This is a genomic window from Citricoccus sp. CH26A (genome assembly GCF_000224415.1).
Taxonomy (GTDB): domain Bacteria; phylum Actinomycetota; class Actinomycetes; order Actinomycetales; family Micrococcaceae; genus Citricoccus.
This window is the reverse complement of record NZ_AFXQ01000011.1, coordinates 62,895-87,176: the sequence shown is the minus strand read 5'-3', so window position 1 is coordinate 87,176 and position 24,282 is coordinate 62,895. Positions and strand designations below refer to the sequence as shown.

The window sequence follows — 24,282 nt, the reverse complement described above, 5'->3', positions numbered from 1 at the left end:
GGATCGGTGGTGGGGGTCGGTGGGAACGACTCAGCCCCCGGCCCGCCGCGTCCGTGCGGTGGGCCGGGGGCCGGCGTCGGTGCTACTTCTCGCCCTTGGGCCCCAGCGTGGTCTTCGAGACCAGCATGAGGAACTCGGCGTTGGACTGGGTGTCCTTGATCTTGTTGGTCAGGATCTCCAGTGCCTGCTGCGTGTCCAGGCCGGACAGCACCCGGCGCAGCTTCCACATGATCTTGATCTCCTCGCCGGAGAGCAGGTTCTCCTCGCGGCGGGTGCCGGAGGCGTTGACGTCCACGGCCGGGAAGATCCGCTTGTCCGCCAGCTGGCGGGACAGGCGCAGCTCCATGTTGCCGGTGCCCTTGAACTCCTCGAAGATGACCTCGTCCATCTTGGACCCGGTCTCCACGAGGGCGGTCGCCAGGATGGTCAGCGACCCGCCGTTCTCGATGTTGCGGGCGGCACCGAAGAAGCGCTTCGGCGGGTACAGGGCCGAGGAGTCCACGCCACCGGAGAGGATGCGTCCGGAGGCGGGGGCGGCCAGGTTGTAGGCACGGCCCAGTCGGGTCATGGAGTCGAGCAGCACGACGACGTCGCGGCCCATCTCCACCAGCCGCTTGGCCCGCTCGATCGCCAGCTCGGCCACGGTCGTGTGGTCATCCGCCGGGCGGTCGAAGGTCGAGGCGATGACCTCGCCCTTGACCGAACGCTGCATGTCGGTGACTTCCTCGGGCCGCTCGTCCACCAGCACCATCATCAGGTGCACCTCGGGGTTGTTGGTGGTGATGGCGTTGGCGATCGACTGCAGGATCATCGTCTTACCGGCCTTGGGCGGCGAGACGATCAGGCCACGCTGGCCCTTGCCGATGGGGGCCACGAGGTCGATGACACGCGGGCCGATCAGCTTGGGGTCGGTCTCCAGGCGCAGGCGCTCCTGCGGGTACAGGGGCACCAGCTTGTTGAACTCGACGCGCTTCGGGGTGTCCTCGGCGGGCTGGCCGTTGACCGAGGTCAGCTTCACCAGGGCGTTGAACTTCTGGCGGTTGCTGCCGCCGCTGCCCTGGCTCTCCCCGTCGCGGGGCGCGCGGATGGCACCGGTGACGGCGTCACCCTTGCGCAGCCCGTACTTCTTGACCATGGACAGCGAGACGTAGACGTCGTTCGACCCCGGCAGGTAACCGGAGGTGCGCACGAAGGCGTAGTTGTCCAGCACGTCCAGGATGCCGGCGACGGGCAGCAGCACGTCGTCCTCGGTCACCTCGGTGTCGTCCACCTCCGGACCGCTGCGCCCGCGACGGTTGCGGTTGCGGTCGTTGCGGTTGCGGTTGCGGCGATTGCGGCGGCTGTTGGGATCGTCGTCGCGGTCGTTGCGGTTGTCGTTGCGGCCGCGTCCCCCGCCGGACTGCTGGTCCTGGCCGCCGTCCCGGGACTCCCCGCGCTGGTCACGGTTCTCGGAGCGGTTCCGCGAGCCGCGGCCGGACTGCTGGTCCTGGCCACCGTCACGGCCCTCGCCCTGGTTGCGGGAGCCGCGACCGGCCTGCTGGTCCTGGTCGCCGTCCCGGGACTCCCCGCGCTGGTCACGGTTCTCGGAGCGGTTGCGCGAGCCGCGGCCGGACTGCTGGTCCTGGCCGCCCTCGCGCGCCTCCTGCTGGCGGGCACCGCGGCCGGAACCGCCGGACTGCTGCTGGTCCGCTGCGCCGTCGGCGTCCGCGGCCGGAGCCGCCTCGGCCGGAGCCTCCGCCGAGGTACCGGCCGGGGACTCGGCGCGGCGGGAGCGCGAACGGCGGGCCGGTCGGCCGGCGCCCTGGCCGGACTCATCGGACTTCTCGGCGGCGGACTGCGGACCGGCCTCCTGCTGTGCGGGGGCGGAGGTGTCGGCCGCGGCGGCGTCAGCGCCCGTCACGGACGGAGCGTCGGCCTGCTTGGCGGCACCCCGGCCCCGGGTGCTACGGCCGGAGGCGGTCCCCGTGGCGCCGTCGCCCGCGGTGGCCTTGTCGGCGGCATCCTTGTGCTCGGGCTTGCGGTCGGCCACGGCGCCGCCGCGCTGGTGGCTGGAGATGGCGGCCACGAGGTCGGACTTGCGCATCCGGGAGCCCCCGGTGATGCCGAGCTGGGAGGCCAGGGCCTGCAACTGTGCGAGCTTGAGGCCGGCCAGGCCGCCACCGGTGGGGGCCTGGGGGGAATTGCCCTCGGATGCCGTGGGCAGTTCAGTGGTTTCGGTCACGAAGGTTCCTTCTCCCTCGTCAGGCGGGATCCGACTGGAGGGATCCCGCTACGTGTGCTCCGGCCGCCCCGTGAACACTGGAGAACCAGGGGCTGAAGACCGGGATTCGAGTCCGCCGGCCGGAATGACGGCCGATGGACGTGGCGCCGGATGGCGCCGACCGGACCGCAGACGGTCCGGGAGGGGCGATCCAGGGTGCCGTGACAGGCCGGGGCCCAGCAGGACCGCCTTCGGTCCGCTCGGTGCCTGGATCCACACCGTCCACCGGCTCCACGTAGAAACGGGGTCCGGCCGGCTTCAGCCCCGAGGGGGATGGCCTGTGTGGTGTGATTCCACCTTAGCACCCGCCGAGTCCACCGGGAGAATGCGCACACGCCACCCCTGCGCCGATCCGCTGAGGGCGGACTCCATGGTCCCGCGGGCCCGCTCGGCGCTCGCCTGGTCGGGGGCCAGCACCATCACCGTCGGCCCGGCACCGGACACGACGGCGGCCAGGCCCTCGGCGCGCAGCGCACGGACCAGCCCGACGGACTCTGGCATGGCCGGCTCGCGGTAGTCCTGGTGCAGCCAGTCCTGGGTGGCCGGGAGCAACCGGGACGGGTCCGCGGTCAGGGCGTGGACCAGCAGGGCGGCCCGGCCCGCGTTCGCCGCGGCCACGTGGTGCGGGACCTGCGGCGGCAGCAGCCCGCGGGCCGTCTCCGTGCTCAGCGGCTCCTCGGGGATCGCGACCACGGGCACCACGTCCGGATGGACGGCCATCCGCACGGACTGGTAACCGCCGACCTCACCCCAGGAGACCGCGAAACCGCCGGTCAGCGCCGGGGCGACGTTGTCCGGGTGGCCCTCCAGGCCCGCCGAGGCGTCCAGCAGCCCCTCCGCCGAGGCCCGCTCGGACTCGGGCAGCAGTGCGTCGGCGGCCAGCACCGCGGTGGCGTGGGCGGCCGCGGAGGACCCCAGTCCCCGCCCGTGCGGGATCCGGTTGGTGGCCACCAGCTCGATCCCCGGGACCTCCCAGCCGCGCTCGGCGAGGTACTCGCGCAGGGTGGCGATCACCAGGTGGGTGCCGTCCGTGGGCACGGAACCGGAGCCCTCTCCCTCCACGACGGCGGAGAACCCCTCGGCCACCGTGGTGATGACGACCTCGTCACGCAGGTCCAGGGCCAGGCCCATCGAGTCGAAGCCCGGCCCGAGGTTCGCCGACGTCGCCGGGACGGAGACGCGCACCGTGATCCCGACGGGCACGGTCCGCAGTGCCCGGGACCCGGTGGCCGGTGGCGTGGTCCGTGGCTCGGCGGCGGGCATCACGACAGCCCCAGCGCCTCGGCCACCGCCACGACGTCGAAGGGCACCCTCTGGGGCTCCACGTCCGAGCCGTCGGCATTGCGCAGGGCCCACTGGGGGTCCTTCAGCCCGTGACCGGTGACCGTGATGACCCAGCGCTTGCCGGTGGGCACGTTGCCGAGCCCGTGGTGCTTGATCAGCCCGGCCACCCCGGCGGCCGAGGCGGGCTCCACGAAGACGCCCTCCTTGGCGGACAGCCAGCGGTGGGCGGCGAGGATCTCCTCGTCGGTCACGGAGTCGATCAGTCCCCCGGACTCGTCCCGGGCGGCCTCTGCCTGCTCCCAGGAGGCCGGGTTGCCGATCCGGATCGCCGTGGCCAGCGTGTCCGGGTCCGTGACCGGATGGCCCAGCACGATGGGTGCGGCGCCGGCGGCCTGGAAGCCCCACATCACAGGCGTCCTGGTGGACACGGCCGGCAGCTCGCCGGCTGCGGCGCCGGGGTGCGGGTTGGTGTACGGCTGGGAGTACTCGCGGTACCCCTTCCAGTAGGCGGTGATGTTGCCCGCGTTGCCCACGGGCAGCAGGTGGTAGTCGGGGGCGTCGCCGAGGGCGTCCACCACCTCGAAGGCACCGGTCTTCTGGCCCTCGATGCGGTTGGGGTTCACGGAGTTGACCAGGAACACCGGGTAGTTCTCGGAGAGCTTGCGGGCCACGTCGAGGCAATTGTCGAAGTTCCCGTCCACCTGCAGCAGCGTGGCCCCGTGGGCGATCGCCTGGGACAGCTTGCCCATGGCGATCTTGCCCTCCGGCACCAGCACCGCGCAGGTCAGTCCCGCCTGGGTGGCGTAGGCGGCGGCCGAGGCGGAGGTGTTGCCGGTGGAGGCGCAGACGACGGCCTTCGCCCCCTGCTCCACGGCGGCCGTGATGGCCATGGTCATGCCGCGGTCCTTGAAGGAGCCCGTGGGGTTCATGCCCTCGAACTTGACCCAGACCTCGCCCTCGACGAGCCGGGACAGGGCCGGTGCCTCGATCAGCGGGGTACCGCCCTCGCCCAGGGTCACCACCCGGGTGGACTCGCTGACGGGCAGCCGGTCTGCATACTCGCGGATCACTCCGCGCCATTGGTGTGCCACTGGTGTTCAGTTCCCTTCGACGCGCAGGACGGAGACCACGTCGGTCACTGCGTCCAGCTCCTTGATGGCGGTGACGGTGGAGGCCAGGGCCCGTTCCCGGGCGCGGTGGGTGGTGATCCGCAGCAGGGATTCGGCCGGCCCCTCCGCTCCCGGGGAACCGGGCACGCCCTCGGCGGCGTGCACCTCGTAGACGGCGCTGTCCTCGGGCAGCGGCACCTGCCGCATCGCCTCGATCGACACGCCGTGCTCGGCCACGACCGTGGCGATGGCGGCCAGCACGCCGGGCCGGTCGGCCACGCGCAGCACGATCATGTAGCTCGTGGTGGCCTCTCCGACGTCCAGGGCCGCCAGGGCCCTCTTCGGGGTGCGCGTGCGGCCGGGCCCGCCGCGGACCAGTCGGCGGGCGATGGACACGGTGTCCCCCATGACCGCGCTGGCCGTGGGAGCACCCCCGGCACCGGGCCCGTAGAACATGAGTTCACCGGCGTTGTCGGCCTCCACGAACACGGCGTTGTAGGCACCGCGCACGGCGGCCAGCGGGTGCTCCCGCGGCAACAGGGTCGGATGCACCCGCAGCACGGCTCCGTCGACGCCGGCCTCGGACCGGATGCGCTCGGCGATCGCGAGCAGCTTGATGACGTATCCGGCCTCGGCGGCGGCCTCGTTGTCAGCCGCGGTGATCCGGGTGATGCCCTCGGCGTGGACCTTGTCCATGGAGAACGACGCGTGGAAGGCCAGGTTGGCCAGGATCGCGGCCTTGGCCGCGGCGTCCAGGCCCTCGACGTCGGCCGTCGGGTCCGCCTCCGCGTAGCCGAGCCGCTGCGCCTCGGCCAGGGCGTCGTCGAAGGACGCACCGGTGGTGTCCATCTGGTCGAGGATGTAGTTCGTGGTGCCGTTGACGATGCCCATGACCCGGTTGACGCGGTCCCCGGAGAGGGAGTCGCGCAGCGGCCGCAGGATCGGGATGGCCCCGCCCACCGAGGCCTCGAAGGACAGTTGCGTGCCGGCCTTGGCGGCCGCGGCGAACAGCTGGCTGCCGCACTGGGCCAGCAGCGCCTTGTTCCCGGTGATCACGGCCGAGCCGTTGGCGATGGCCCGCTCGATGAGCGTCTTGGCCGGTTCGATCCCGCCCAGCAACTCGATGACGATGTCCGCGGAGTCCACGAGGGACTCGGCGTCCGAGGTGTAGAGCTCGCGGGGCAGCTGGTAGTCACGCGCTCCCTCGGGGTTGCGGACGAACACCCCGACCAGTTCGAGCTCGGCGCCCACGCGGGCCGCGAGCATCCGGGCGTCCTCGGTGAGGATGCGGGCCACCTGGGAGCCGACGGTGCCGGCGCCGAGCAGCGCGATCTTCAGGGGCGGGATCGTGTCGGTCATGGTCCTCCGTTGGGTCTGGGATGAAGTGCTGGGGTGTCCGGGGAGGGCGTCAGAGGCCGGTCTCGCGGGCGAAGAGGTCCTCTTCGGTCTCCCGCCGGATGATGACACGGGCCTGCCCGTCCCGGACGGCCACGATGGCCGGACGCGTGAGCTGGTTGTAATTGCTGGACAGCGAGTGGCAGTACGCACCCGTGGCGGGCACCGCGAGCAGGTCACCGCGCGCGACGTCGTCGGGCAGGTAGGCGTCCCGGACCACGATGTCCCCGGACTCGCAGTGCTTGCCGACCACGCGGGAGAGCACGGCGGGCTCGGTCGAGGTGCGCGAGGCCAGCGCCACGGAATAGTCGGAGTCGTACAGCACCGGGCGGGCGTTGTCGCTCATCCCGCCGTCCACGGACACGTACCGGCGGGGGTGGGTCCTCCCACCCGTGCCCCCCGCCGCGTCCGGGGCGTCCACGGACACGGTCTTGCGCACGCCGGCCTCGTACAGGGTGAACGTGGAGGGACCGGAGATGGCCCGGCCCGGCTCGATCGAGATCCGCGGGCAGGCCAGCCCCAGGCGCTCGGTGGCCGCCCGGACGGCGGAGGCCAAGGTGGTGGCGATGTCCTCGGGCGTGCGCGGATCGTCCGCGGCGGTGTAGGCGATGCCGTGCCCGCCCCCGAGGTCCAGCTCGGCCAGTTCCACGCCGTGGGTGTCCCGGATCTCGGCCAGGAAGCCCAGCAGCTTCTCCGCCGCCACCCCGAAGCCCTCGGCCTCGAAGATCTGGGAGCCGATGTGGCAGTGCAGGCCCAGCAGGTCGATGGACTCCGCCGCCAGGGCGTGGGCCACGGCGGCCGCCGCCGGAGAACCGGCCGTCCCGCTGCCCTGCCCGGCGTCCGGGGCGGCCATCGACAGGCCGAACTTCTGGTCCTCGTGCGCGGTGGCGATGAACTCGTGGGTGTGGGCGTGCACGCCCGGGGTGAGCCGGAGCATCACGGGCGCCCTCACCCCGGCCTCGGCGGCCAGGGCGGCCAGCCGGTCGAGCTCGTCCAGGGAGTCCACGACGATCCGCCCGACGCCGGCGTCCAGGGCACGGCGCAGTTCCGCATCGGACTTGTTGTTGCCGTGCAGGCCGATGTGGGCCGGGTCCACCCCGGCGCGCAGCGCGATGGCCAGCTCACCGCCGGAGGCGGTGTCCAGGCGCAACCCCTCCTCGGTGACCCACCGGGCGGCCGCGGTGCACAGGAAGGACTTGCCGGCGTAGTACACGTCCACTCCCCCGCAGAGTTCCGCGAACGCCGCGTCGAAGGCGTCGCGGAACGCCCGTGCCCGGGACCGGAAGTCCTCCTCGTCCAGGACCAGCAACGGGGTGCCGAACTCCGCGGCGAGCCGGGAGACGGGAATGCCCTGCACGGCGATCTCGCCGTCGTCGTCGCGGGACACCCCGGCCGCCCAGAGCTTGGGGACCAGGGCGTTGGGGTCCTGGGGGTACTCCAGCCAGTCCGGCGCCAGCGGCGAGGGTCCTGCGGCCGGGTTCGCGTGATCGGTCGGGGTCGGCATCGGCGTCCTCACATCCTCTCCGGGGCGCTGACGCCCAGCAGTCCCAGTCCGTTGGCGAGCACCTGGGAGGTGGCCTCGTTCAGCCACAGGCGGGTGCGGTTCAGGTCCGTGATCTCCCCGGGCGTGCCCTCCCGGGAGGTCACCGGGACGATGCGGCAGGCGCCGTACCAGGAGTGGTAGGCCCCGGCGATGACCTCCAGGTGGCGTGCCACCCGGTGGGGTTCGCGGAATTCGGCGGCCTGGGCGACCACCGAGGGGAATTCGCCGAGCCGGGCCAGCAGGTCCGACTCGGTGGCGTGGGTCAGCAGGGACGCGTCGAAGGCGGAGCGGTCGACGCCGGCGGCCACCGCCGTGCGTGCCGCTCCCCGGGTCCGGGCGTGCGCGTACTGGACGTAGAACACCGGATTGTCGTTGGTCCGGGAGGTGAGGATCTCCGGGTCGATGGTGATCGGCGAGTCCGCGGGGTACCGGGCCAGCGAATAGCGCAGGGCATCGGCACCGAGCCAGGACACCAGGTCCTTGAGCTCGATGATGTTGCCGGCGCGCTTGGACAGCTTGGCCCCGTTGACGGAGATCAGCTGGCCGATCAGCACCTCGATGTTGCGGCCCGGATCATCCCCGGCGCACGCGGCGATGGCCTTGAGCCGGCCCACGTACCCGTGGTGGTCGGCACCGAGCAGGTAGATCTTCTCGGTGAAGCCGCGGTCCTTCTTGGACAGGTAGTAGGCGGCGTCGGCGGCGAAGTAGGTCGGCTCGCCGTTGGCGCGGATGAGCACGCGGTCCTTGTCGTCGCCGAAGTCGGTGGTGCGCAGCCAGACGGCGCCGTCACGGTCCTCGATGTGGCCGAGCTCGCGCAACCGGGCCACCGCGTTCTCGATCGCCCCGGACTCGTGCAACTGCTTCTCGGAGAACCAGACGTCGAAGTGCACGCCGAAGTCGGCCAGGGTGGTGCGGATGTCCTGCATCTGGTGCCGGTAGGCGGACTCGCGGATGATGGGCAGCGCCGCCTGCTCGTTCACCGTCCGGATGTCCGGGTGGTCGGACAGGACCTGGTGGGCGAGGTCCTGGATGTACTCCCCCGGGTAGCCGCCCTCCGGGACCGGCAGGCCGTGCAGCCGGTTGTAGACCGACTGGGCGAACACGTTCATCTGGTTGCCGGCGTCGTTGATGTAGTACTCGGCGGTCAGCTCCGCCCCCGAGGCGTGCAGCAACCGGGCGATGGCATCGCCCAGGGCCGCCCAGCGGGTGTGGCCGATGTGCAGCGGCCCGGTCGGGTTCGCCGAGACGAACTCCATGTTGACCACGTGGCCGGTCAGGGCCGAGTTCCTGCCGTAGTCGGCACCGGCCTCGACGATGGTCCGGGCCAGCTCGCCGGCGGCGGCGGCGTCCAGCGTGATGTTCAGGAAACCCGGCCCGGCGATGTCCACGCCGGCGACACCAGGCACCTGCTCCAGGCGCCGGACGAGCAGGGCCGCGAGGTCACGGGGGGCCATGCCCGCCTTCTTGCCCAGCTGCATGGCGACGTTCGTGGCCCAGTCCCCGTGCTCGCGGTTCTTCGGTCGTTCGACCTTCACCTGCGCCGGGATCTCGACGGCGATCTCGCCGGAGTCGACGGCGTCCTGCAGGCAGGCGGCCAGGGCTGTGGAAAGGTCTTCGGGGGTCACCCGGGACAGTCTAATGTCGCGCAGGCGGCCGCCGCGAAACCGGCGACCCGCGTGACCTGACGGGGCGCACAGCGCCCGACCGGGCGCGATTTCTTCTGTTGGCCCCGGATGCGATAGGGTTGTGAAGTCCCGTTCGGCCCCACCGGCCGCGAGACCCCCGCCTCCGTAGCTCAGGGGATAGAGCGTCTGCCTCCGGAGCAGAAGGCCGCAGGTTCGAATCCTGCCGGGGGCACCCTCTTCCTCCTCATCGTCGGGCGCTCCTCCGCGCCGACGATTCCCCCGGCACCGGGGTGACCCACAGCCGGATGGTCCCGCGCACCACCTCCCTGCCGTCCTCCCTCGTGGCCGTCACCGCCACCGGCACGTCCGGGGCCCCGTCCCAGTCCGCCGTGCTGCTCTCGGCGACGCACGTCACCCCCGAGTCCGCCGCGGCCAGGTACTCCACCTCCATGCCCTTCGGCAGCCATCGCATCCCGGGAGGCACGGTGGCCTCGGCGAGCAGGCCCATCGCCGCCTCCAGGCCGTTGCAGACCGCGATCGCATGGACGGTGCCGATGTGGTTCTGCGTCGAGCGCCGCAACGGCACCGTCACCTCCCCGTAGTGCGTCGCCATGGCCTGCACGTCGAGGTGCGCCGAGGCGAAGTACGGCGCACGGCGACAGAACGCGGCGGTGAACAGCCGCCGGCCGCCCGGCAGGACGGAGAGGCGCCGGTAGAGCGAGAGCGTCGAGGTCATTACCCGATACTACGGGTATCAGGTGACGCCCACCACGGTCTAGCATCAGGCCATGACCAGACCCCGCTCCGGCTCCCCCCGCGCTGTCGTGACAGTCCCCGCTCCGGACTCGACGTCCCGACCACGCTCGCGGCCCCGGGCCGGCTGGCAGCCGCGTTCCTCCCCAGGCCGTTCCGCGGCACGAACCTCTTCCAGGAGGCCGCCTGGGCCTGGCGGCGGCTGCCCGTCCCGGTGATCGCCACCGTCCATGGGCACTGCTACGGCGGCGGACTGCAGATCGCGCTGGCGGCCGACTTCCGGATGACCACGCCCGGTGCACGGTGGTCGGTCATGGAATCGAGGTGGGGCATCGTCCCGGACATGACCGGGACCCGGACGCTGGCCGAGCTGGCGGGGCTCGACGTCATCAAGCGACTCGTGATGACCGGCGAGGTGATCGACGGCAGCCAGGCCCGGCGGCTGGGGCTGGCCGCCGAGGTCCACGATGACCCGCTGTCCGCCGCCCTCGACCTGGCCGGCCGGCTCGCCGATCGCTCCCCGGATGCCCTGGCCGCGGCGAAGCTGCTGTTGAACCAGTCCGCGGCGGGGTCGACCAGCCGGACATTCGCCCGCGAGCGCCGGGCGCAGCTGCGGCGGCTGCTGCTGTCCAACACCCGCCGCGCGCAGCGGGCCGCCCGCTCCCGGAGCCGTGCCGGGTACGGGCCCCGGGCCCGCTGGACACCCGGGGCTGTACTGTCCCGGGACAAGCCGCGAGGATGAGGGTGACCGCAGTGCCCCGAACGCCCGACGACCCCTGAGGGAGACCACGGGACCGTGACCGTCTTCGGATTCCATGCCAGCCACGAGCAGGCCTCTCCGCGCCGGCTGCTCCAGGACGTCCACGCCGCCGAGCGCGCGGGCTTCGCGGCCGCGATGTGCTCGGACCACCTCGCCCCCTGGTCCCGACGACAGGGGCACTCGGGTTTCGCGTGGTCCTGGCTCGGTGCCGCCCTGGCCGGCACCGGGATGCGCATGGGGGTGGTGACCGCCCCCGGCCAGCGCTACCACCCGGTGATCCTCGCCCAGGCATCCGCGACGCTCGCGCAGATGTTCCCCGGACGGTTCTGGATGGCCCCCGGCAGCGGGGAGAACCTCAACGAGCACGTCACCGGTGAGCCGTGGCCGGACAAGGAGGACCGGCAGCTGCGTCTCGAGGAGTGCGTCGAGGTGATCCGCCACCTGCACCGGGGTGAGACCGTGGACCACCGGGGCCGGATCACCGTGGCGCAGGCGAGGCTCTGGGACCTGCCGCCGGCGCCGGTCCCGCTCATCACGCCCGCGCTGAGCCCGGAGACCGCCGCGCGCTCCGCGGCCTGGGCCGACGGTCTCATCACCGTCAACCAGCCCCTCGACGACCTCAGGACGGTCCTGGAGGCCTACCGCGGGCAGGGGGGAACCGGGCCGGCGGTGCTGCAGGTCCACCTGTCCTGGGCCCCGACCCGTGCCGAGGCCGAACGGATCGCCGTGGACCAGTGGCGGTCCAACACGGTCCCCCGTCATCAGCTGGCGGACCTGGCCCGGACGGAGGACTTCGAGGCGGCCTCGGCCGGGGCCGGGCTGGACGAGGTGACCCAGGCGGTGGACGTCTCCGCCGATCCCCGCTGGCACGTGGAGCGGCTCGCCGAGTACGCCGGGCTCGGGTTCGACGAGGTGTACCTGCACTGCGTGGCCCAGGACCAGGGTCCGTTCATCGAGACGTTCGGCCGTGAGGTCCTGCCGGCCCTGGCCGGCCTGACGGCGGACGCAAGCCCATGAGGTCGGCGCAGACCTCGGACCTGTGGTGGAAGAACGCCGTCTTCTACTGCCTGGACGTGGAGACGTTCATGGACGCGGACGGGGACGGGACCGGCGACTTCGAGGGTTTGACCGACCGGATCGACTACCTCCAGGAGCTCGGGGTCACCTGCCTGTGGCTGATGCCCTTCTACCCCTCCCCCGGACGGGACGACGGTTACGACGTCACCGACTTCTACGGCGTCCACCCGAGGCTGGGCGACCACGGTGACCTGGTCGAGTTCCTCCGCGCCGCCCGGGACCGGGGCATGCGGGTCATCGTCGACTTCCTGGTCAACCACACCTCGGACCGCCATCCCTGGTTCCGCGCGGCCCTGCGGTCGAAGGACTCCCCGTACCGCGACTACTACGTGTGGCGGCAGGACCCGCCGCCGGACACCTCCCACGAGGTGGTCTTCCCGGACCAGGAGGAGTCGATCTGGACGCGGGACGAGAAGTCCGGGCAGTGGTACCTGCACCGGTTCTACCGGCACCAGCCCGACCTGAACGTCATGAACCCCCGCGTGCGGGACGAGCTCGCCAAGGCCATGGGGTTCTGGCTCGAGCTCGGCGTCGACGGGTTCCGGATCGATGCCGTCCCCTACTTCCTGGAGACCCCTCCCGCGGACGGTGCCCTGGGGCCCGAGGATCCGCACGAGATCCTGCGGGACCTGCGCTCCTTCACCCACCGCCGGAAGGGCGACTCGGTGCTGCTCGGCGAGGTCAACCTGCCGTTCGCCGCACAGCGGGAGTTCTTCGGGGGCCGGGACGGCGACGAGTTGACCATGATGTTCGACTTCCTCTCCATGCAGTACACCTACCTCTCCCTGGCCCGGGCCGACGCGCGTCCGCTGGCGAGGACCCTGGCCCGGCGACCGCGACTGGACCCGGACAACCAGTGGGCGACGTTCCTGCGCAACCACGACGAGCTGACCCTGGACAAGCTCAGCGACAGCGAGAGGGAGGAGGTCTTCGCGGCGTTCGGCCCGGATCCGGCGATGCAGGTCTACGGCCGCGGCCTGAAGCGGCGCCTGCCACCGATGCTGGAGGGCGATCCACGCCGGCTGCGCCTGGCCTACTCCCTGCTGTTCTCGATGCCGGGTTCGCCCGTGCTGTTCTACGGCGAGGAACTCGGGATGGGCGAGGACCTGGACGCCCCGGGACGGCAGTCCGTCCGGACGCCGATGCAATGGGATCCCGGCCGCAACGGCGGCTTCTCCACGGCGGCCCCCTCGCGGTTGGCCGCCCGCCCCGTGACCGGGGCCTACGGTCCGGAACACGTCAACGCCCTGCAGGCCCGGAAGGACCCGGACTCCCTGTACCACCACATCCGCCGGCTCATCCACGCCTACCGCCGGTCCCCGGAGATCGGCTGGGGGGACCTGGAGATCCTCGAGCACTCCGCCGCCGGAGCACCCGCGGACTCCACGGAATCGGTGCTGGCGCACCGGTTGTCCTGGGGCGGTCCCGGGCACGGCCCCGGGGGCCGAGGTGGCGAGGTGCCGCTGTCCACGCTGATGTTGCACAACCTCTCCGCCGGTGCGAAGTCGGTTCGGGTGGACCTGACCGGCGGGCACGGCACGGCCGACGGCCTCTCGGGCCGGCCGCTGCTCGACCTGCTGGGCGGAGACGACCTCGTCGTCGCTGCCGACGGCGCCGTGGAGGTGCGCCTGGACGGCTACGGCTACCGGTGGCTGCGGGCCGGCCATCCCCAGGACCACCGCCTCAGCTGAACAACCTCCGTCGACGGGAGCACCCCCATGACCGCGCCACAGCCCTTCAGCGACCGGACGGCCGCATTGGACTTCATCGTGTCCTGCCAGCAGCACCCCGCCACGGGCACGGCGTTCCTCGGAGAGGACCCGGCCGGCGTCGAGGCCGAGCTCGAGGGGTTGGGGCAGCCGTGGCTGCAGACCATGCGGGCCGTGATGGAGCAGGGGCGGCTCCGGGCCGCCGTCGCCGTGGAATGGGACGAGGAACCCTCCCTGGCGTGGGTGCACGGCCCCTGGGGCGCCCCGGACGCCGTGCGGGCGCACGGTCCCGGCCTGGTCATGGCGGCGGTGGAGCAGGTGCCCCCGACCATCCACCGGTTCGAACTGTGCGGGCACGTGGCCAACACGGCGATGGCCGCGGTGGCGGATCGGCTGGGACTCGCCCCGACGGAGACGAGTCTCGCCCTGGTGGTGGCTGCCGACGAGGCCGCCGGCTGGATCCCGCCCGAACCGCTCCAGGCCGTGACGGTCCGGCCGGCGGTGCCGACAGACCGGGCCGCATTGGCCCGGCTGCACGAACCCGAGTTCGGCGAGGCCTACGCCACCGTGGACCAGTTGCTCACCGTCCACCGCACGGTGGTCGCCGAGGCGTCGGACGGCCGGCTGCTCGGCTATGCCTCGGGGCGGATCCAGGACGACGGCTCGGCGTACGTGGACTTCACCGCCGTCGACCCGTCGGCGCGCCGCCGCGGCGTGGGCCGGCACGTGGTCACGGACCTGGTCCGGCTGCTGCTCGCGGAGGGCTCACCGGAACTCGTCCACCTCACGGTGCGCGAGTCCCGCGCCGCCGCGCAGCAGCTGTACCTGTCCCTGGGGATGCGCCAGGACGCGGCCCTGCGCGGTTACCGCGGTCCACGGCCCGCCCGGGACACCGCACCGTCCCGCGGCGCGGCGTCCTGACCCCGGGAGCCTAGACGGTGGCCGTCGGGGCGGTGATGTCGGCACCCCGGGACACGGCCACGGCCTCGTCGAACTCCGCGTCGATCTCCGGGTCGCCGCGGTAGGTGGCCAGGGAGACCCCGATGCCCGCAAGGGCCGCGAGCACGAAACCGGGAACGATCTCGTACAGGGCGAAGGCCCCACCCCAGGCATCGTCCGGCATGTTGCCCCACCAGAAGACGGTGGCGGCACCGACCACGAGCGCGGTCAGGGCGCCCCAGGTGTTGAAGCGCCGCCAGAACAGGGACAGGATCACGATCGGTCCGAACGAGGCCCCGAAACCGGCCCAGGCGAACGCGACCAGTTCCAGCACGCTGGACTCGGGGTCCAGGGCCAGCAGCAGGGCCACGACGGACACGACGACGACGCCGCCCCGGCCGAGCCACAGCCCGCTCCGGGGGCTCGCCTCCCGGCCCACGATCTTGTACAGGTCCTCCACCAGGGCCGAGGAGCACACGATCAGCTGCGAGGAGATGGTGGACATGACGGCCGCCAGCACCGCGGCCAGCACGAGGCCGGCCACGAAGGGGTGGAACAGGACCTGGGACAGGGCCAGGAAGACCGTCTCGGGGTCCTCGAGGGTCAGGCCGGGATTCGCCTGGACGTAGGCGATGCCGACCAAGGCGGTCAGGACGGCCCCCAGGGCGCAGATCGCCATCCAGGCGATGCCGATCCGCCGGCCGACCACGGCGTCCTTCGCCGAGCGCAGGGCCATGAACCGGACGATGATGTGCGGCTGGCCGAAGTACCCCAGCCCCCAGGCCAGGGCGGAGACGATCCCCACCCAGGTGGCGTTGGCGAAGAAGGACAACCGGTTGCCACCCTCCGCCAGTGACGCGTCGGCCGCCTGGATGGAGGAGACCACCTCGCCCCAGCCGCCCAGCTCGATGATCGCCACGACCGGCACCGCGACCAGGGCCGCCAGCATCATCAGTCCCTGGACCACGTCGGTCAGCGAGGCGCCCAGGAAACCGCCGAAGAGGGTGTAGACGACGGTGATCCCAGCCACGAGCAGCATGCCGAAGAGGTAGGTGGACCCGAACGAGGACTCGAAGAACTTGCCGCCCGCCGCCATGCCGGAGGAGACGTAGAAGGTGAAGAAGACCAGGATGATGAGCCCCGCCACGATCCGGAGCACCCGGGTGCGGTCACGGAACCGGTTCTCCAGGAAGGAGGGGATCGTGATGGAGTTGCGGGCCACCTCGGTGTAGGCGCGCAACCGCGGGGCCACGAACCGCCAGTTCAGCCAGGCCCCGATCGTCAGGCCGATGGCAATCCACGCCTCGACGAGGCCCGCGGCGTAGATCGCACCGGGCAGGCCGAGCAGCAGCCAGCCGGACATGTCCGAGGCCCCCGCGGACAGGGCTGCGACGCTGGGACGCATCCTGCGTCCGGCCAGCATGTAGTCGTCCAGGTCGGTGTTCTTCCGGGCTGCGTAGAACCCGATGGCCAGCATGGCCGCGAAGTACAGCCCGATCGCGATGAGCTTGTAGGCGTAGTCCATGTTCTCCTCGTCCCCGTCGGCGCGAGACGGCCGGGGGACCTCGACGGCAGGGTGCGATGGGTCACCATGCCACGAATTCCCGCCGAGGGCCAGCCGCCCGCGCCGACGTGGGTCTTACTGCAACAGGGTCTTGTCGTCGATCGTGGCGCCCTTGATCTTCTCGAACTCGCCCAGCAGGTCCTTCACCGTCCGGCCCCGCTTCTCCTCCTCGGTGAGGTCGAGGATGATCTGGCCCTCGTGCATCATGATGAGCCGGTTGCCGACCCGCAGGGCCTGCTCCATGTTGTGGGTGACCATGAGCGTGGTCAACCCCTTGTCCTCGACCACCTGGCGGGTCAGCCGGGTGACCAGATCGGCCCGCTGGGGGTCCAGGGCGGCGGTGTGCTCGTCGAGCAGCAGGATCTTCGGGTCCGAGAAGGTCGCCATCAGCAGGCTCAGGGCCTGGCGCTGGCCGCCGGAGAGCAGTCCCACCTTGGCCTTGAGCCGGTTCTCCAGGCCCAGTTCCAGGGTCGCGAGCTCGTCCGCGAAGCGGCTGCGCTTGGACCGGGTGACACCCGTGGCCAGCCGCCGCGGCCTGCCGCGGCGGTCGGCGATGGCCATGTTCTCCTCGATCGTCAGGTGCGGCGCGGTGCCGGCCATCGGATCCTGGAACACCCGGCCGACGAAGGCGGCGCGCTGGTGGTCCTGCAGCTTCGTGACGTCCCGGCCGTCGATGGTCACCGTCCCCTCGTCCGGGAACAGGTCCCCGGAGACGATGTTCAGCACGGTGGACTTGCCGGCCCCGTTGGAGCCGATCACGGTCACGAAGTCGCCCTCGGCCAGGTGCAGGTCCACGCCGCGCAGCGCGCGACGCTCATTGACGGTCCCGGCGAAGAAGGTCTTGGAGACGGAGGAAATGGTCAGCATCAGCGATCTCCCTGTTCGGTCGTCGTCGTGGCGGCACCCGTGAAGGAACCCGTGCCCGGGGCACCGGTGGCGAGCGCGGGAGCGCCCGGGGTCTCCAGCACGGCGTCGGGTTCACCCTTGCGGACCCGGGTCCTGCGGCGGCGCTTGAAGAACGGCAGCTGCGGCACGACCAGGGCCAGGATCACCAGGATGGCCGAGACCAGCTTCATGTCGTTCGGGTTCAGGCCGACCTCGAGGGACAGCTGGATGACCACGCGATAGAGCACGGAGCCGACCACCACGGCCAGCGCCGCGATCAGGATGGTGCGCTGTCCGAAGATGGCCTGGCCGATGATGACCGAGGCCAGTCCGGCCAGGATGAGGCCGATGCCCATGCCGATGTCGGCGAAGCCCTGGTACTGGGCGATCACCGCACCGCACATGCCCACGAGGCCGTTGGACAGGGCGAGCCCAAGGATCTTCTGGTTGTCCGTGTTCACCCCGAAGGAGCGGATCATCTTCTCGTTGTCACCCGTGGCCTGCATGGCCAGTCCGGTGTCCGTGTGCAGGAACCACACCAGCACCAGTGCCAGCACCACGGCCAGCAGGGTGAAGGCGGCGATGCCGACCGGGCCGCCGAGGACGCCGGCCTCCCGCAGCGGGGTGATCGCCGTGTCCTCCCCGAGCAGGGGGACGTTGGCCTTGCCCATGATGCGCAGGTTGATCGAGTACAGGCCGATCTGGGTCAGGATGCCGGCCAGCAGGCCGTTGATGCGGCCCTTGGTGTTGAGCAGGCCGGTGATGACGCCGGCGATCAGCCCGGCCACGAAGGCCATGAGGATCGCCATGATGGGATTGATCCCGTTGGTGATCGAGATCGCGGCGACGGCGGCGCCGGTCGTGAACGAGCCGTCCACGGTCAGGTCGGGGAAGTCGAGGATGCGGAAGGTCAGGTAGACCCCCAGGGCCATGATGGCGTAGATCAGACCGAGCTCGATGGCGGTCGTCATGACAGCTCCAATGCGGCAGTTTCAGGAGGTGCCGCCCCGGTCTGGGCCGGGGCGGCACCGCGTCGTGGGAGGTGAGGGGCGCCGGGCGGCGCGGTTACTCGCCGACCGTGTGGTCGGCCTCGTCGAGCATCGACTGGGGGATCTCCACACCCATGGCCTCGGCGGCCTTCGGGTTGACGTAGAGCTCCAGCTCGGTGGGGGTCTCGACCGGCATGGTGGCGGGGTCGGCGTCCTCGGTGAGGATGCGCACGGCCATCTCGGCGGTCTGGGCGCCCAGCTTCTCGTAGTTCAGGCCGTAGGTGGCCACGGCCCCGCGCTCCACCGAGTCGCCCTCGGCCGCGATGACCGGGATCTTCTGGTTCTGGGCCACGCCCAGCAGGGACTCGAGGGCGGAGACCACGGCGTTGTCGGTCGGGACGTAGAACGCGTCCACGTCCAGGGAGTTGGCGGCCTGCTGCACCTCGGAGGAGTTCGAGACGGTGGCCTCGACGATCTCCATGCCCAGCTCGCCGGCGGCCTCCTTGGCCCACTCGACCTGGACCTCCGAGTTGACCTCACCGGAGGAGTAGACGACACCCACCCGCTTGGCCTCGGGGGCTAGTTCCTTGAGCAGCTGCAACTGCTCCAGCACGGGGTTGGCGTCCGAGGTGCCCGTGACGTTCGCACCCGGGGCCTCGAGGGAGTCCACGAGCTTGGCGGTCACCGGATCCGTCACGGCGGTGAACAGCACCGGGATGTCGCTGACCGCCTGGGCCACGGTCAGGGCCGAGGGAGTCGCGACGGCCAGGATCAGGTCGGGCTCGGCCGAGGCGAAGGTGCCGGCGATGGTGTTCGCGGTGGCCTGGTCACCCTGGGCGTTCTGCACGTCGAGGGTGACGTCCAGCCCGGCCTCCTCGAGCCCCTCCTCGAAGCCCTTGCGGGCGGCGTCCAGGGAGGGGTGGGTGACGAACTGGGAGATGGCGATGTTGTACGACTGGGCATCGGCCTCGGTGCCCTCGCCGCCGCCTGCCGTGGCCTCCCCGCCGTTGCCGGAACCGCCGCAGGCGGTCAGTGCGAGGGCGGAGACGGCCAGCAGGGCCCCGGCACGAAGCCCGGTGCGGGCCTTGTGGGTGCGAATCATGATGATGGTCCTTTCCATGCCGCGGTCCCCGGCGGATGGACGCAGGCTGCGCCGTCGGGTGGGATGACCGGGGACGTTGGAAGCTAAGAATAGACGTGACGCGCAACACAATGCACCACAACGCGCCCTCTCCGTGGAAAATCCCGTCCCAGGGGCGCGGATCGGCAGACCTTTCGTTCTCATCGCCGGGGAGAAGCCGTCCGGATCAGGACATCTGGTCCACCGGGCGGCCCGCCGCAGACAGGCCGTGCTCCGGCCGTCCCGGCGACTAGACTGGCCGGTGCCATGTCCCAGTCCCCCGCCGCCACCGTCCGCCTCGAGTACCCGCCGCAGTTGCCGGTCTCGGCCGAGCGGGACACCATCAAGGATGCCATCCGGAACCACCAGGTGGTCATCGTGGCCGGGGAGACCGGTTCGGGCAAGACCACCCAGCTGCCCAAGATGCTCCTGGAGCTGTCCCTGGACCCGGATGAGCCGGCCGTGTCCGGCACCGGCATGATCGGGCACACCCAGCCGCGCCGGCTGGCGGCACGGTCCGTGGCCGAGCGCATCGCCCACGAGCTCGGCACCCCGATCGGCACCGACGTGGGCTACCAGGTCCGGTTCACCGCCGAGACCTCGGCGGACACCCGGGTGAAGGTCATGACGGACGGCATCCTGCTGGCGGAGATCCAGCACGACCGGCTGTTGTCGAAGTACGCCGCCATCATCATCGACGAGGCCCACGAGCGCAGCCTGAACATCGACGTGCTGCTGGGCTACCTCAAGCGGGTCCTGCCCGAACGGCCGGACCTGCGCGTGGTCATCACCTCCGCCACGATCGACCCGGAGTCCTTCGCCGCGCACTTCGCCCTGCCGGCCCCGGACGCCGCGCCCGGTGACGCGCCGGTGCCGGCCCCGATCATCGAGGTCTCCGGGCGCACCTACCCGGTCGAGATCCGCTACCGGCCCCTGGACCAGCCCCGGCCGCAGGACGATCCGGACGACGACGCGGACGATGACGAGGACGCACGGGACCCGGTGGACGCGGTGTGCGACGCCGTCGACGAGCTCTCCCGGGAGGCCCCCGGCGACATCCTGGTGTTCTTCTCCGGCGAGCGGGAGATCCGCGATGCCGCCGAGGCCCTGGCCCCGCGCGTCGCGGCCAACCGGCGGCTGGGGAACACGGAGGTGCTGCCCCTGTACGGTCGGTTGTCCATGGCCGAGCAGCACCGGGTCTTCTCCCCCGGTGGGCGCCGGCGGATCATCCTGGCCACGAACGTCGCCGAGACCTCCCTGACCGTGCCGGGCATCAAGTACGTCATCGACACCGGCACCGCGCGGATCTCCCGGTATTCCCACCGAACCAAGGTCCAGCGACTGCCGATCGAGCGGATCAGCCAGGCCAGCGCCAACCAGCGCTCGGGCCGGTGCGGGCGCACCTCGGACGGCATCGCGATCCGCCTGTACTCCGAGGAGGACTTCGCCTCCCGGCCGGAGTTCACCGACCCGGAGATCCTGCGCACCAACCTCTCCGCGGTCATCCTGCAGATGTGCTCGATGGGCGTGGCGCGCACCCCGGCCGACGTCGGGGACTTCCCGTTCCTGCAGGCCCCGGACTCCCGCCAGGTCACCGACGGCGCCGCGGTGCTCACCGAGCTCGGGGCGCTGAACAGCGGCCAGCCCGACGCACGGGGCAAGGCCTATCCCAAGGGCACGATCACGCCGGTGGGGCGGAAGCTGGCGCGGCTGCCCGTGGACCCGCGCCTGGGGCGGATGATCGTCGAGGCCGGCGAGCGCGGCTGCGTGCGCGAGGTCATGGTCCTGGCCGCGGCCCTGACCATCCAGGACCCCCGGGAACGCCCCACCGAGCAGCGGGCCCAGGCCGATGAGCAGCACGCCCGGTTCAGGGACGAGAACTCGGACTTCTCCGCGCTGCTGAACCTGTGGTCCTACCTGCGCGAGCGCCAGAAGGAACTCTCCGGCAACCAGTTCCGCAGGATGTGCCGCAGCGAGTACATCAACTACCTGCGGGTGCGCGAGTGGCAGGACCTGGTCCAGCAATTGCGCCAGCTGGCCAGGCCCCTGGGCATCTCGGTCTCGCCCGGCCCGGTGGACCCGGTGGGACAGCACGAGGCCGTCCACCGGTCGCTGCTGTCCGGGCTGCTGTCCCACATCGGTTCCTGGGACGAGCGCAAGCGCGAGTACGCTGGCGCCCGGAACACCCGGTTCGCCGTGTTCCCCGGTTCGGCCCTGTTCAAGAAGCGCCACGCCTTCGTCATGGCGGCCGAACTGGTGGAGACCTCGCGGCTCTGGGCGCGGATGGTGGCGAGGATCGATCCGGACTGGGCGGTGGAGGCGGCCGGGGCCCTGGCCAAGCGCACCTACAACGAGCCGCACTGGTCCCGCCGCTCCGGTTCCGTGGTGGCCCGGGAGAAGGTCACGCTGTTCGGGGTCACCCTCGTCCCCGACCGCCCGGTGCAGTTCTGGAGGATCGACCCGGTCCTGTCCCGCGAGCTGTTCATCCGGCACGCGCTGGTGGAGGGTGACTGGAAGACCCGCCACCACTTCTTCGCCCGCAACCGCCAGGCCCTGGCCGAGGTCGAGGAACTGGAGACGCGGTTGCGCCGGCGCGACCTGCGCGTCTCGGACCAGGACCTGTTCGAGTTCTACGACGCCCGGATCCCCACGACGGTCGTCTCCGAACGGCACTTCGACTCCTGGTGGAAGAAGGCCCGTCACCGGAGTCCGGAACTGCTCGACTTCGACCCGCAGTCCCTGCTGGCGGTGGACACCGACGAGCTGGACACCGGCCAGTTCCCCACCGCCTTCCACCACCCCACGGCCGGTGGCGGGATCGACCTGGAACTGTCCTACGACTTCAACCCGGCCACCACCACGGGCGAACCGGACGGCATCACGGTCATCATCCCGGTCCTGATGCTCAACCAGATGGACCCGGAGCGCTTCCGGTGGCTGGTCCCGGGGCTGCGCGTGGAACTGGTGACCGCGCTGATCAAGTCGCTGCCCAAGGCCGTGCGGAAGAACTTCGTGCCTGCCCCGGACGTGGCCCGGGCCGCCGTCGAGCGCCTGGGGCAGGACGCCGACCCCCAGGTCGACGACCTCCTGCCCGCGCTGGAGCTGGCGTTGCGCCGGCTCAAGGGCTTCGTCGTCCCGCCGGGGTCCTGGGACCTCTCAGCGGTGCCGCCGCACCTGGTACCCGACTACCGGGTGGTCGACGGCCGCGGTGCGGTGATCGGCGCCGGCCAGGACCTGGCGGCCCTGCAGGACCGGCTGGCCGGCCAGAACCGCACGGCCATCGCCGAGTCGCTGGCGCGGGCCGCCGGCAGCCCCGCGGCAGGGCCCGGCGGCGGTGCCCCCTCCCCCGGCGCCGTCCCCGGGGCGGGCGGTCGCGCCGGGACCGGCCGGGGCACGACGCCGGGCGGTGGGCAGGAACGACCGGCCCGGCCCGCGGTGCCCGCCCTGGCCGAACGCCACGGCATGACCACGTGGGACGTCGGGGACATCCCCCGGAAGCTGGACACCACGATCGCCGCGGGGTCCGGGACGCAGCGCATCACCGGGTATCCGGGGCTGACCGCCGAGACCCTGGCGGACGGTTCCCCGGCGGCCGGGCTGACCGTGTTCCGCACCGAGGCGGACCAGCGCGCCGCCCACCGGGCCGGCGTCGTGAACCTGCTGCTCGCCCAGGTCCCGAGCCCGCAGCGCTACGTGCTGGACCACCTGGACAACCGGGAGAAGCTGACCTTCACGCAGAACCCCCACGGCTCGGTGGACCAGTTGGTGGCCGACTGCACCCGGGCCGCCGTGGACCGGTTGGTGCCGGAGGACCTCCCCTTCACCACCGGCGAGTTCCAGGGCCTGTTCACCGCCGTGCGGGCGGAACTGATCGACACGGTGTTCGCCGTGACGGCCGTCGTGGAGAGGGTGCTGTCCCGGGCCGCCCAGGTCCGCCGAGAGCTCAAGGGCTCGGTGTCCCTGGCGATGGCGCCGGCGCTCAGTGACATCAAGGCCCAGCTGGACCAGCTCATCGTCCCCGGCTTCGTGGCGGCCACGGGATGGCGGCACCTGCAGCACCTGCCGCGCTACCTGGACGGCATGCTGCGCCGGATCGAGAGGCTCAAGGCCGGCGGGCACCTGCAGCGCGACGGCCTGGACATGGCCGTGGTCCAGGCCCTCGAGGACGACTTCGATGCCGCCGTGGCCGCCGTCCCGGCCGGCCGGCCGGTGCCCGCGGCCCTGGAGGAGGTGCGTTGGCTGATCGAGGAGTTGCGGATCAGCTTCTTCGCCCAGGACCTCGGCACCGCCGTGTCCGTCTCCGAGAAGCGCGTCCGCCAGGCCCTGAGGCAGGCCACGGGCTGACCTGACGGCCCGCGATGGTCGGCCTGCGGTCCCTTGTCCGTGTCGTGAGGCCGGTGCCACACTGGCCGCCATGAAGGTACTCGACGAGCTCATGGGCCGCGTGGAGCGCTGGAAGGCACTGGACCGGGTCGGCCGTCCCGCCGCGGCCGTGGTGGGACGGGCGGTGAGCCCGAGGCCGGTACGCAATCTCCTCAGCGGCACCGCCCTGGGACACCCTGCGCATCCGCTGCTCACCGACCTGCCGATCGGGGCCTGGTCCATGGCCACGCTGCTGGACCTGGTGGGAGGGCGGGCGTCCGAACCAGCCGCCGACCTGCTCGTCGCCGCCGGGATGGCGAGCGCCGTCCCCACGGCAGCCACCGGGCTCAACGACTGGTCCGACACCCAGGGGGCCGCCCGCCGGGTGGGCCAGGTGCACGCCGCCTCCGTCAACATCGGCCTGGCCCTCTACACGGCCTCCTTCGTGTCCCGCCGCCGCGGGGCCCGCACGGCCGGCAAGCTCCTCGGCCTGGCCGGGCTCGGGGCCGTCATGGCCGGCGGGTACCTCGGTGGGCACCTCAGCTACGCCCTGGGCGTCAACGTCAACCGGACCGCGTGGCGGAAGGGCCCCCGGGACTGGGCCGATGTCCTGGACGCGGCGGAGCTGACCCCCGGCGCGCACCGCGTGGTGCAGGCGGGCCCGGTGTCCGTGCTGCTGGTGCGGGACGCGGAGGGCATCACCGCGCTGGACAGCGTCTGCAGCCACATGGGCGGCCCGCTGGAGGAGGGCACCATCGCCGACGGCTGCGTCACCTGCCCCTGGCATGGCAGCACGTTCCGGCTGGAGGACGGGGGCATCGTCCGCGGCCCGGCCAGCGTCCCCCAGCCGGCCTATGAGGCGCGGGTGCGGGACGGCCGGGTCCAGGTCCGGGCCCGGCCCTAGCCGG

Annotated in this window: 17 protein-coding genes and 1 tRNA gene; 7 read left to right on the top strand and 11 right to left on the bottom strand. The window is 71.8% G+C overall.

Going from position 1 to position 24,282, the window contains the following annotated elements:
- Nucleotides 1-82: 82 nt before the first annotated feature.
- The 6 genes from rho to argS all read right to left on the bottom strand — a co-directional run bounded on the left by rho (nucleotide 83) and on the right by argS (nucleotide 9,216).
- Nucleotides 83-2,221, bottom strand: a complete 2,139-nt coding sequence (rho, locus tag CITRI_RS0108625) for a transcription termination factor Rho (protein ID WP_010144334.1) — start codon at nucleotides 2,219-2,221, stop codon at nucleotides 83-85.
- 297 nt (nucleotides 2,222-2,518) lie between these two features.
- Complete coding sequence (gene thrB, locus CITRI_RS0108620; protein ID WP_010144333.1) at nucleotides 2,519-3,523, bottom strand: homoserine kinase; 1,005 nt, start codon at nucleotides 3,521-3,523, stop codon at nucleotides 2,519-2,521.
- Nucleotides 3,523-4,635 (bottom strand): threonine synthase, encoded by a 1,113-nt coding sequence (gene thrC / locus CITRI_RS0108615; RefSeq protein ID WP_029139160.1) that lies wholly within the window; start codon nucleotides 4,633-4,635, stop codon nucleotides 3,523-3,525. The genes thrB and thrC overlap by 1 nt, the downstream gene beginning before the upstream one ends.
- A 6-nt stretch (nucleotides 4,636-4,641) precedes the next feature.
- Nucleotides 4,642-6,012 (bottom strand): homoserine dehydrogenase, encoded by a 1,371-nt coding sequence (locus CITRI_RS0108610; RefSeq protein ID WP_010144331.1) that lies wholly within the window; start codon nucleotides 6,010-6,012, stop codon nucleotides 4,642-4,644.
- Nucleotides 6,013-6,061: 49 nt separating this feature from the next.
- The gene (gene lysA, locus CITRI_RS0108605; protein WP_010144329.1) at nucleotides 6,062-7,552 is read right to left on the bottom strand and encodes a diaminopimelate decarboxylase; all 1,491 of its coding nucleotides are present in this window, start codon (nucleotides 7,550-7,552) and stop codon (nucleotides 6,062-6,064) included.
- 8 nt (nucleotides 7,553-7,560) lie between these two features.
- Nucleotides 7,561-9,216 carry an arginine--tRNA ligase gene (gene argS / locus CITRI_RS0108600; RefSeq protein ID WP_010144328.1) on the bottom strand — a complete coding sequence of 552 codons (1,656 nt, stop codon included), beginning with the start codon at nucleotides 9,214-9,216 and terminating at the stop codon, nucleotides 7,561-7,563.
- A 159-nt stretch (nucleotides 9,217-9,375) separates the two neighbouring features.
- Here argS and CITRI_RS0108595 point away from each other — a divergent pair.
- A tRNA-Arg gene (locus tag CITRI_RS0108595) sits at nucleotides 9,376-9,448 on the top strand.
- A gap of 12 nt (nucleotides 9,449-9,460) precedes the next feature.
- Here CITRI_RS0108595 and CITRI_RS17035 read toward each other — a convergent pair.
- A complete protein-coding gene (locus CITRI_RS17035) occupies nucleotides 9,461-9,952 on the bottom strand; it encodes a hotdog fold domain-containing protein (RefSeq protein ID WP_010144327.1) in 492 nt (163 codons plus the stop codon).
- On the opposite strand from CITRI_RS17035, the gene CITRI_RS20405 reads away from it, so the two are divergent.
- Genes CITRI_RS20405 through CITRI_RS20495 form a run of 4 tightly spaced genes read left to right on the top strand, consistent with a single transcriptional unit; the run spans nucleotide 9,845 to nucleotide 14,436 of the window.
- Entirely contained in the window at nucleotides 9,845-10,711 is an 867-nt protein-coding gene (locus tag CITRI_RS20405; RefSeq protein WP_255347885.1) for an enoyl-CoA hydratase-related protein, read from the top strand. The two genes, CITRI_RS17035 and CITRI_RS20405, sit on opposite strands and share 108 nt — an antisense overlap.
- Nucleotides 10,712-10,765: 54 nt before the next feature.
- A complete protein-coding gene (locus CITRI_RS0108580; RefSeq protein WP_010144325.1) occupies nucleotides 10,766-11,746 on the top strand; it encodes a TIGR03885 family FMN-dependent LLM class oxidoreductase in 981 nt (326 codons plus the stop codon).
- Nucleotides 11,743-13,497 (top strand): alpha-amylase family protein, encoded by a 1,755-nt coding sequence (locus CITRI_RS0108575; protein WP_010144324.1) that lies wholly within the window; start codon nucleotides 11,743-11,745, stop codon nucleotides 13,495-13,497. Before CITRI_RS0108580 ends, CITRI_RS0108575 begins: the two co-directional genes overlap by 4 nt.
- 27 nt (nucleotides 13,498-13,524) lie before the next feature.
- Nucleotides 13,525-14,436: a GNAT family N-acetyltransferase gene (locus tag CITRI_RS20495; RefSeq protein ID WP_010144321.1), complete on the top strand. Its 912-nt coding sequence runs from the start codon at nucleotides 13,525-13,527 to the stop codon at nucleotides 14,434-14,436.
- Between the two features lie 10 nt (nucleotides 14,437-14,446).
- On the opposite strand, the gene putP is transcribed toward CITRI_RS20495, so the two are convergent.
- From putP to CITRI_RS0108550, 4 genes are all read right to left on the bottom strand, one after another.
- Nucleotides 14,447-15,979 (bottom strand): sodium/proline symporter PutP, encoded by a 1,533-nt coding sequence (gene putP, locus CITRI_RS17020; protein WP_010144320.1) that lies wholly within the window; start codon nucleotides 15,977-15,979, stop codon nucleotides 14,447-14,449.
- A 114-nt stretch (nucleotides 15,980-16,093) separates the two neighbouring features.
- Nucleotides 16,094-16,885, bottom strand: a complete 792-nt coding sequence (locus CITRI_RS0108560; protein ID WP_010144319.1) for an ABC transporter ATP-binding protein — start codon at nucleotides 16,883-16,885, stop codon at nucleotides 16,094-16,096.
- Entirely contained in the window at nucleotides 16,885-17,874 is a 990-nt protein-coding gene (locus tag CITRI_RS0108555) for an ABC transporter permease (RefSeq protein WP_010144318.1), read from the bottom strand. Before CITRI_RS0108555 ends, CITRI_RS0108560 begins: the two co-directional genes overlap by 1 nt.
- Before the next feature lie 94 nt (nucleotides 17,875-17,968).
- Nucleotides 17,969-18,994, bottom strand: coding sequence for an ABC transporter substrate-binding protein (locus CITRI_RS0108550; protein WP_010144317.1), 1,026 nt, complete (start codon nucleotides 18,992-18,994; stop codon nucleotides 17,969-17,971).
- Between the two features lie 285 nt (nucleotides 18,995-19,279).
- Here CITRI_RS0108550 and hrpA point away from each other — a divergent pair, with 285 nt between their 5' ends.
- Together hrpA and CITRI_RS0108540 are read left to right on the top strand one after the other, a co-directional pair.
- Complete coding sequence (hrpA, locus tag CITRI_RS0108545) at nucleotides 19,280-23,356, top strand: ATP-dependent RNA helicase HrpA (RefSeq protein WP_010144316.1); 4,077 nt, start codon at nucleotides 19,280-19,282, stop codon at nucleotides 23,354-23,356.
- A gap of 70 nt (nucleotides 23,357-23,426) precedes the next feature.
- A complete protein-coding gene (locus CITRI_RS0108540) occupies nucleotides 23,427-24,278 on the top strand; it encodes a Rieske (2Fe-2S) protein (RefSeq protein WP_029139159.1) in 852 nt (283 codons plus the stop codon).
- Nucleotides 24,279-24,282 lie beyond the last annotated feature (4 nt).

What these genes read in the sequence shown, in the direction of transcription:
- CITRI_RS20495 (WP_010144321.1), top strand. Translation starts at nt 13,525, where the DNA reads ATGACCGCGCCACAGCCCTTCAGCGACCGGACGGCCGCATTGGACTTC.
- CITRI_RS0108550 (WP_010144317.1), bottom strand. Translation starts at nt 18,994, where the DNA reads ATGATTCGCACCCACAAGGCCCGCACCGGGCTTCGTGCCGGGGCCCTG.
- hrpA (WP_010144316.1), top strand. Translation starts at nt 19,280, where the DNA reads ATGTCCCAGTCCCCCGCCGCCACCGTCCGCCTCGAGTACCCGCCGCAG.
- lysA (WP_010144329.1), bottom strand. Translation starts at nt 7,552, where the DNA reads ATGCCGACCCCGACCGATCACGCGAACCCGGCCGCAGGACCCTCGCCG.
- putP (WP_010144320.1), bottom strand. Translation starts at nt 15,979, where the DNA reads ATGGACTACGCCTACAAGCTCATCGCGATCGGGCTGTACTTCGCGGCC.
- CITRI_RS0108540 (WP_029139159.1), top strand. Translation starts at nt 23,427, where the DNA reads ATGAAGGTACTCGACGAGCTCATGGGCCGCGTGGAGCGCTGGAAGGCA.
- CITRI_RS0108560 (WP_010144319.1), bottom strand. Translation starts at nt 16,885, where the DNA reads ATGCTGACCATTTCCTCCGTCTCCAAGACCTTCTTCGCCGGGACCGTC.
- CITRI_RS0108575 (WP_010144324.1), top strand. Translation starts at nt 11,743, where the DNA reads ATGAGGTCGGCGCAGACCTCGGACCTGTGGTGGAAGAACGCCGTCTTC.
- CITRI_RS0108610 (WP_010144331.1), bottom strand. Translation starts at nt 6,012, where the DNA reads ATGACCGACACGATCCCGCCCCTGAAGATCGCGCTGCTCGGCGCCGGC.
- CITRI_RS17035 (WP_010144327.1), bottom strand. Translation starts at nt 9,952, where the DNA reads ATGACCTCGACGCTCTCGCTCTACCGGCGCCTCTCCGTCCTGCCGGGC.
- CITRI_RS0108555 (WP_010144318.1), bottom strand. Translation starts at nt 17,874, where the DNA reads ATGACGACCGCCATCGAGCTCGGTCTGATCTACGCCATCATGGCCCTG.
- thrB (WP_010144333.1), bottom strand. Translation starts at nt 3,523, where the DNA reads ATGCCCGCCGCCGAGCCACGGACCACGCCACCGGCCACCGGGTCCCGG.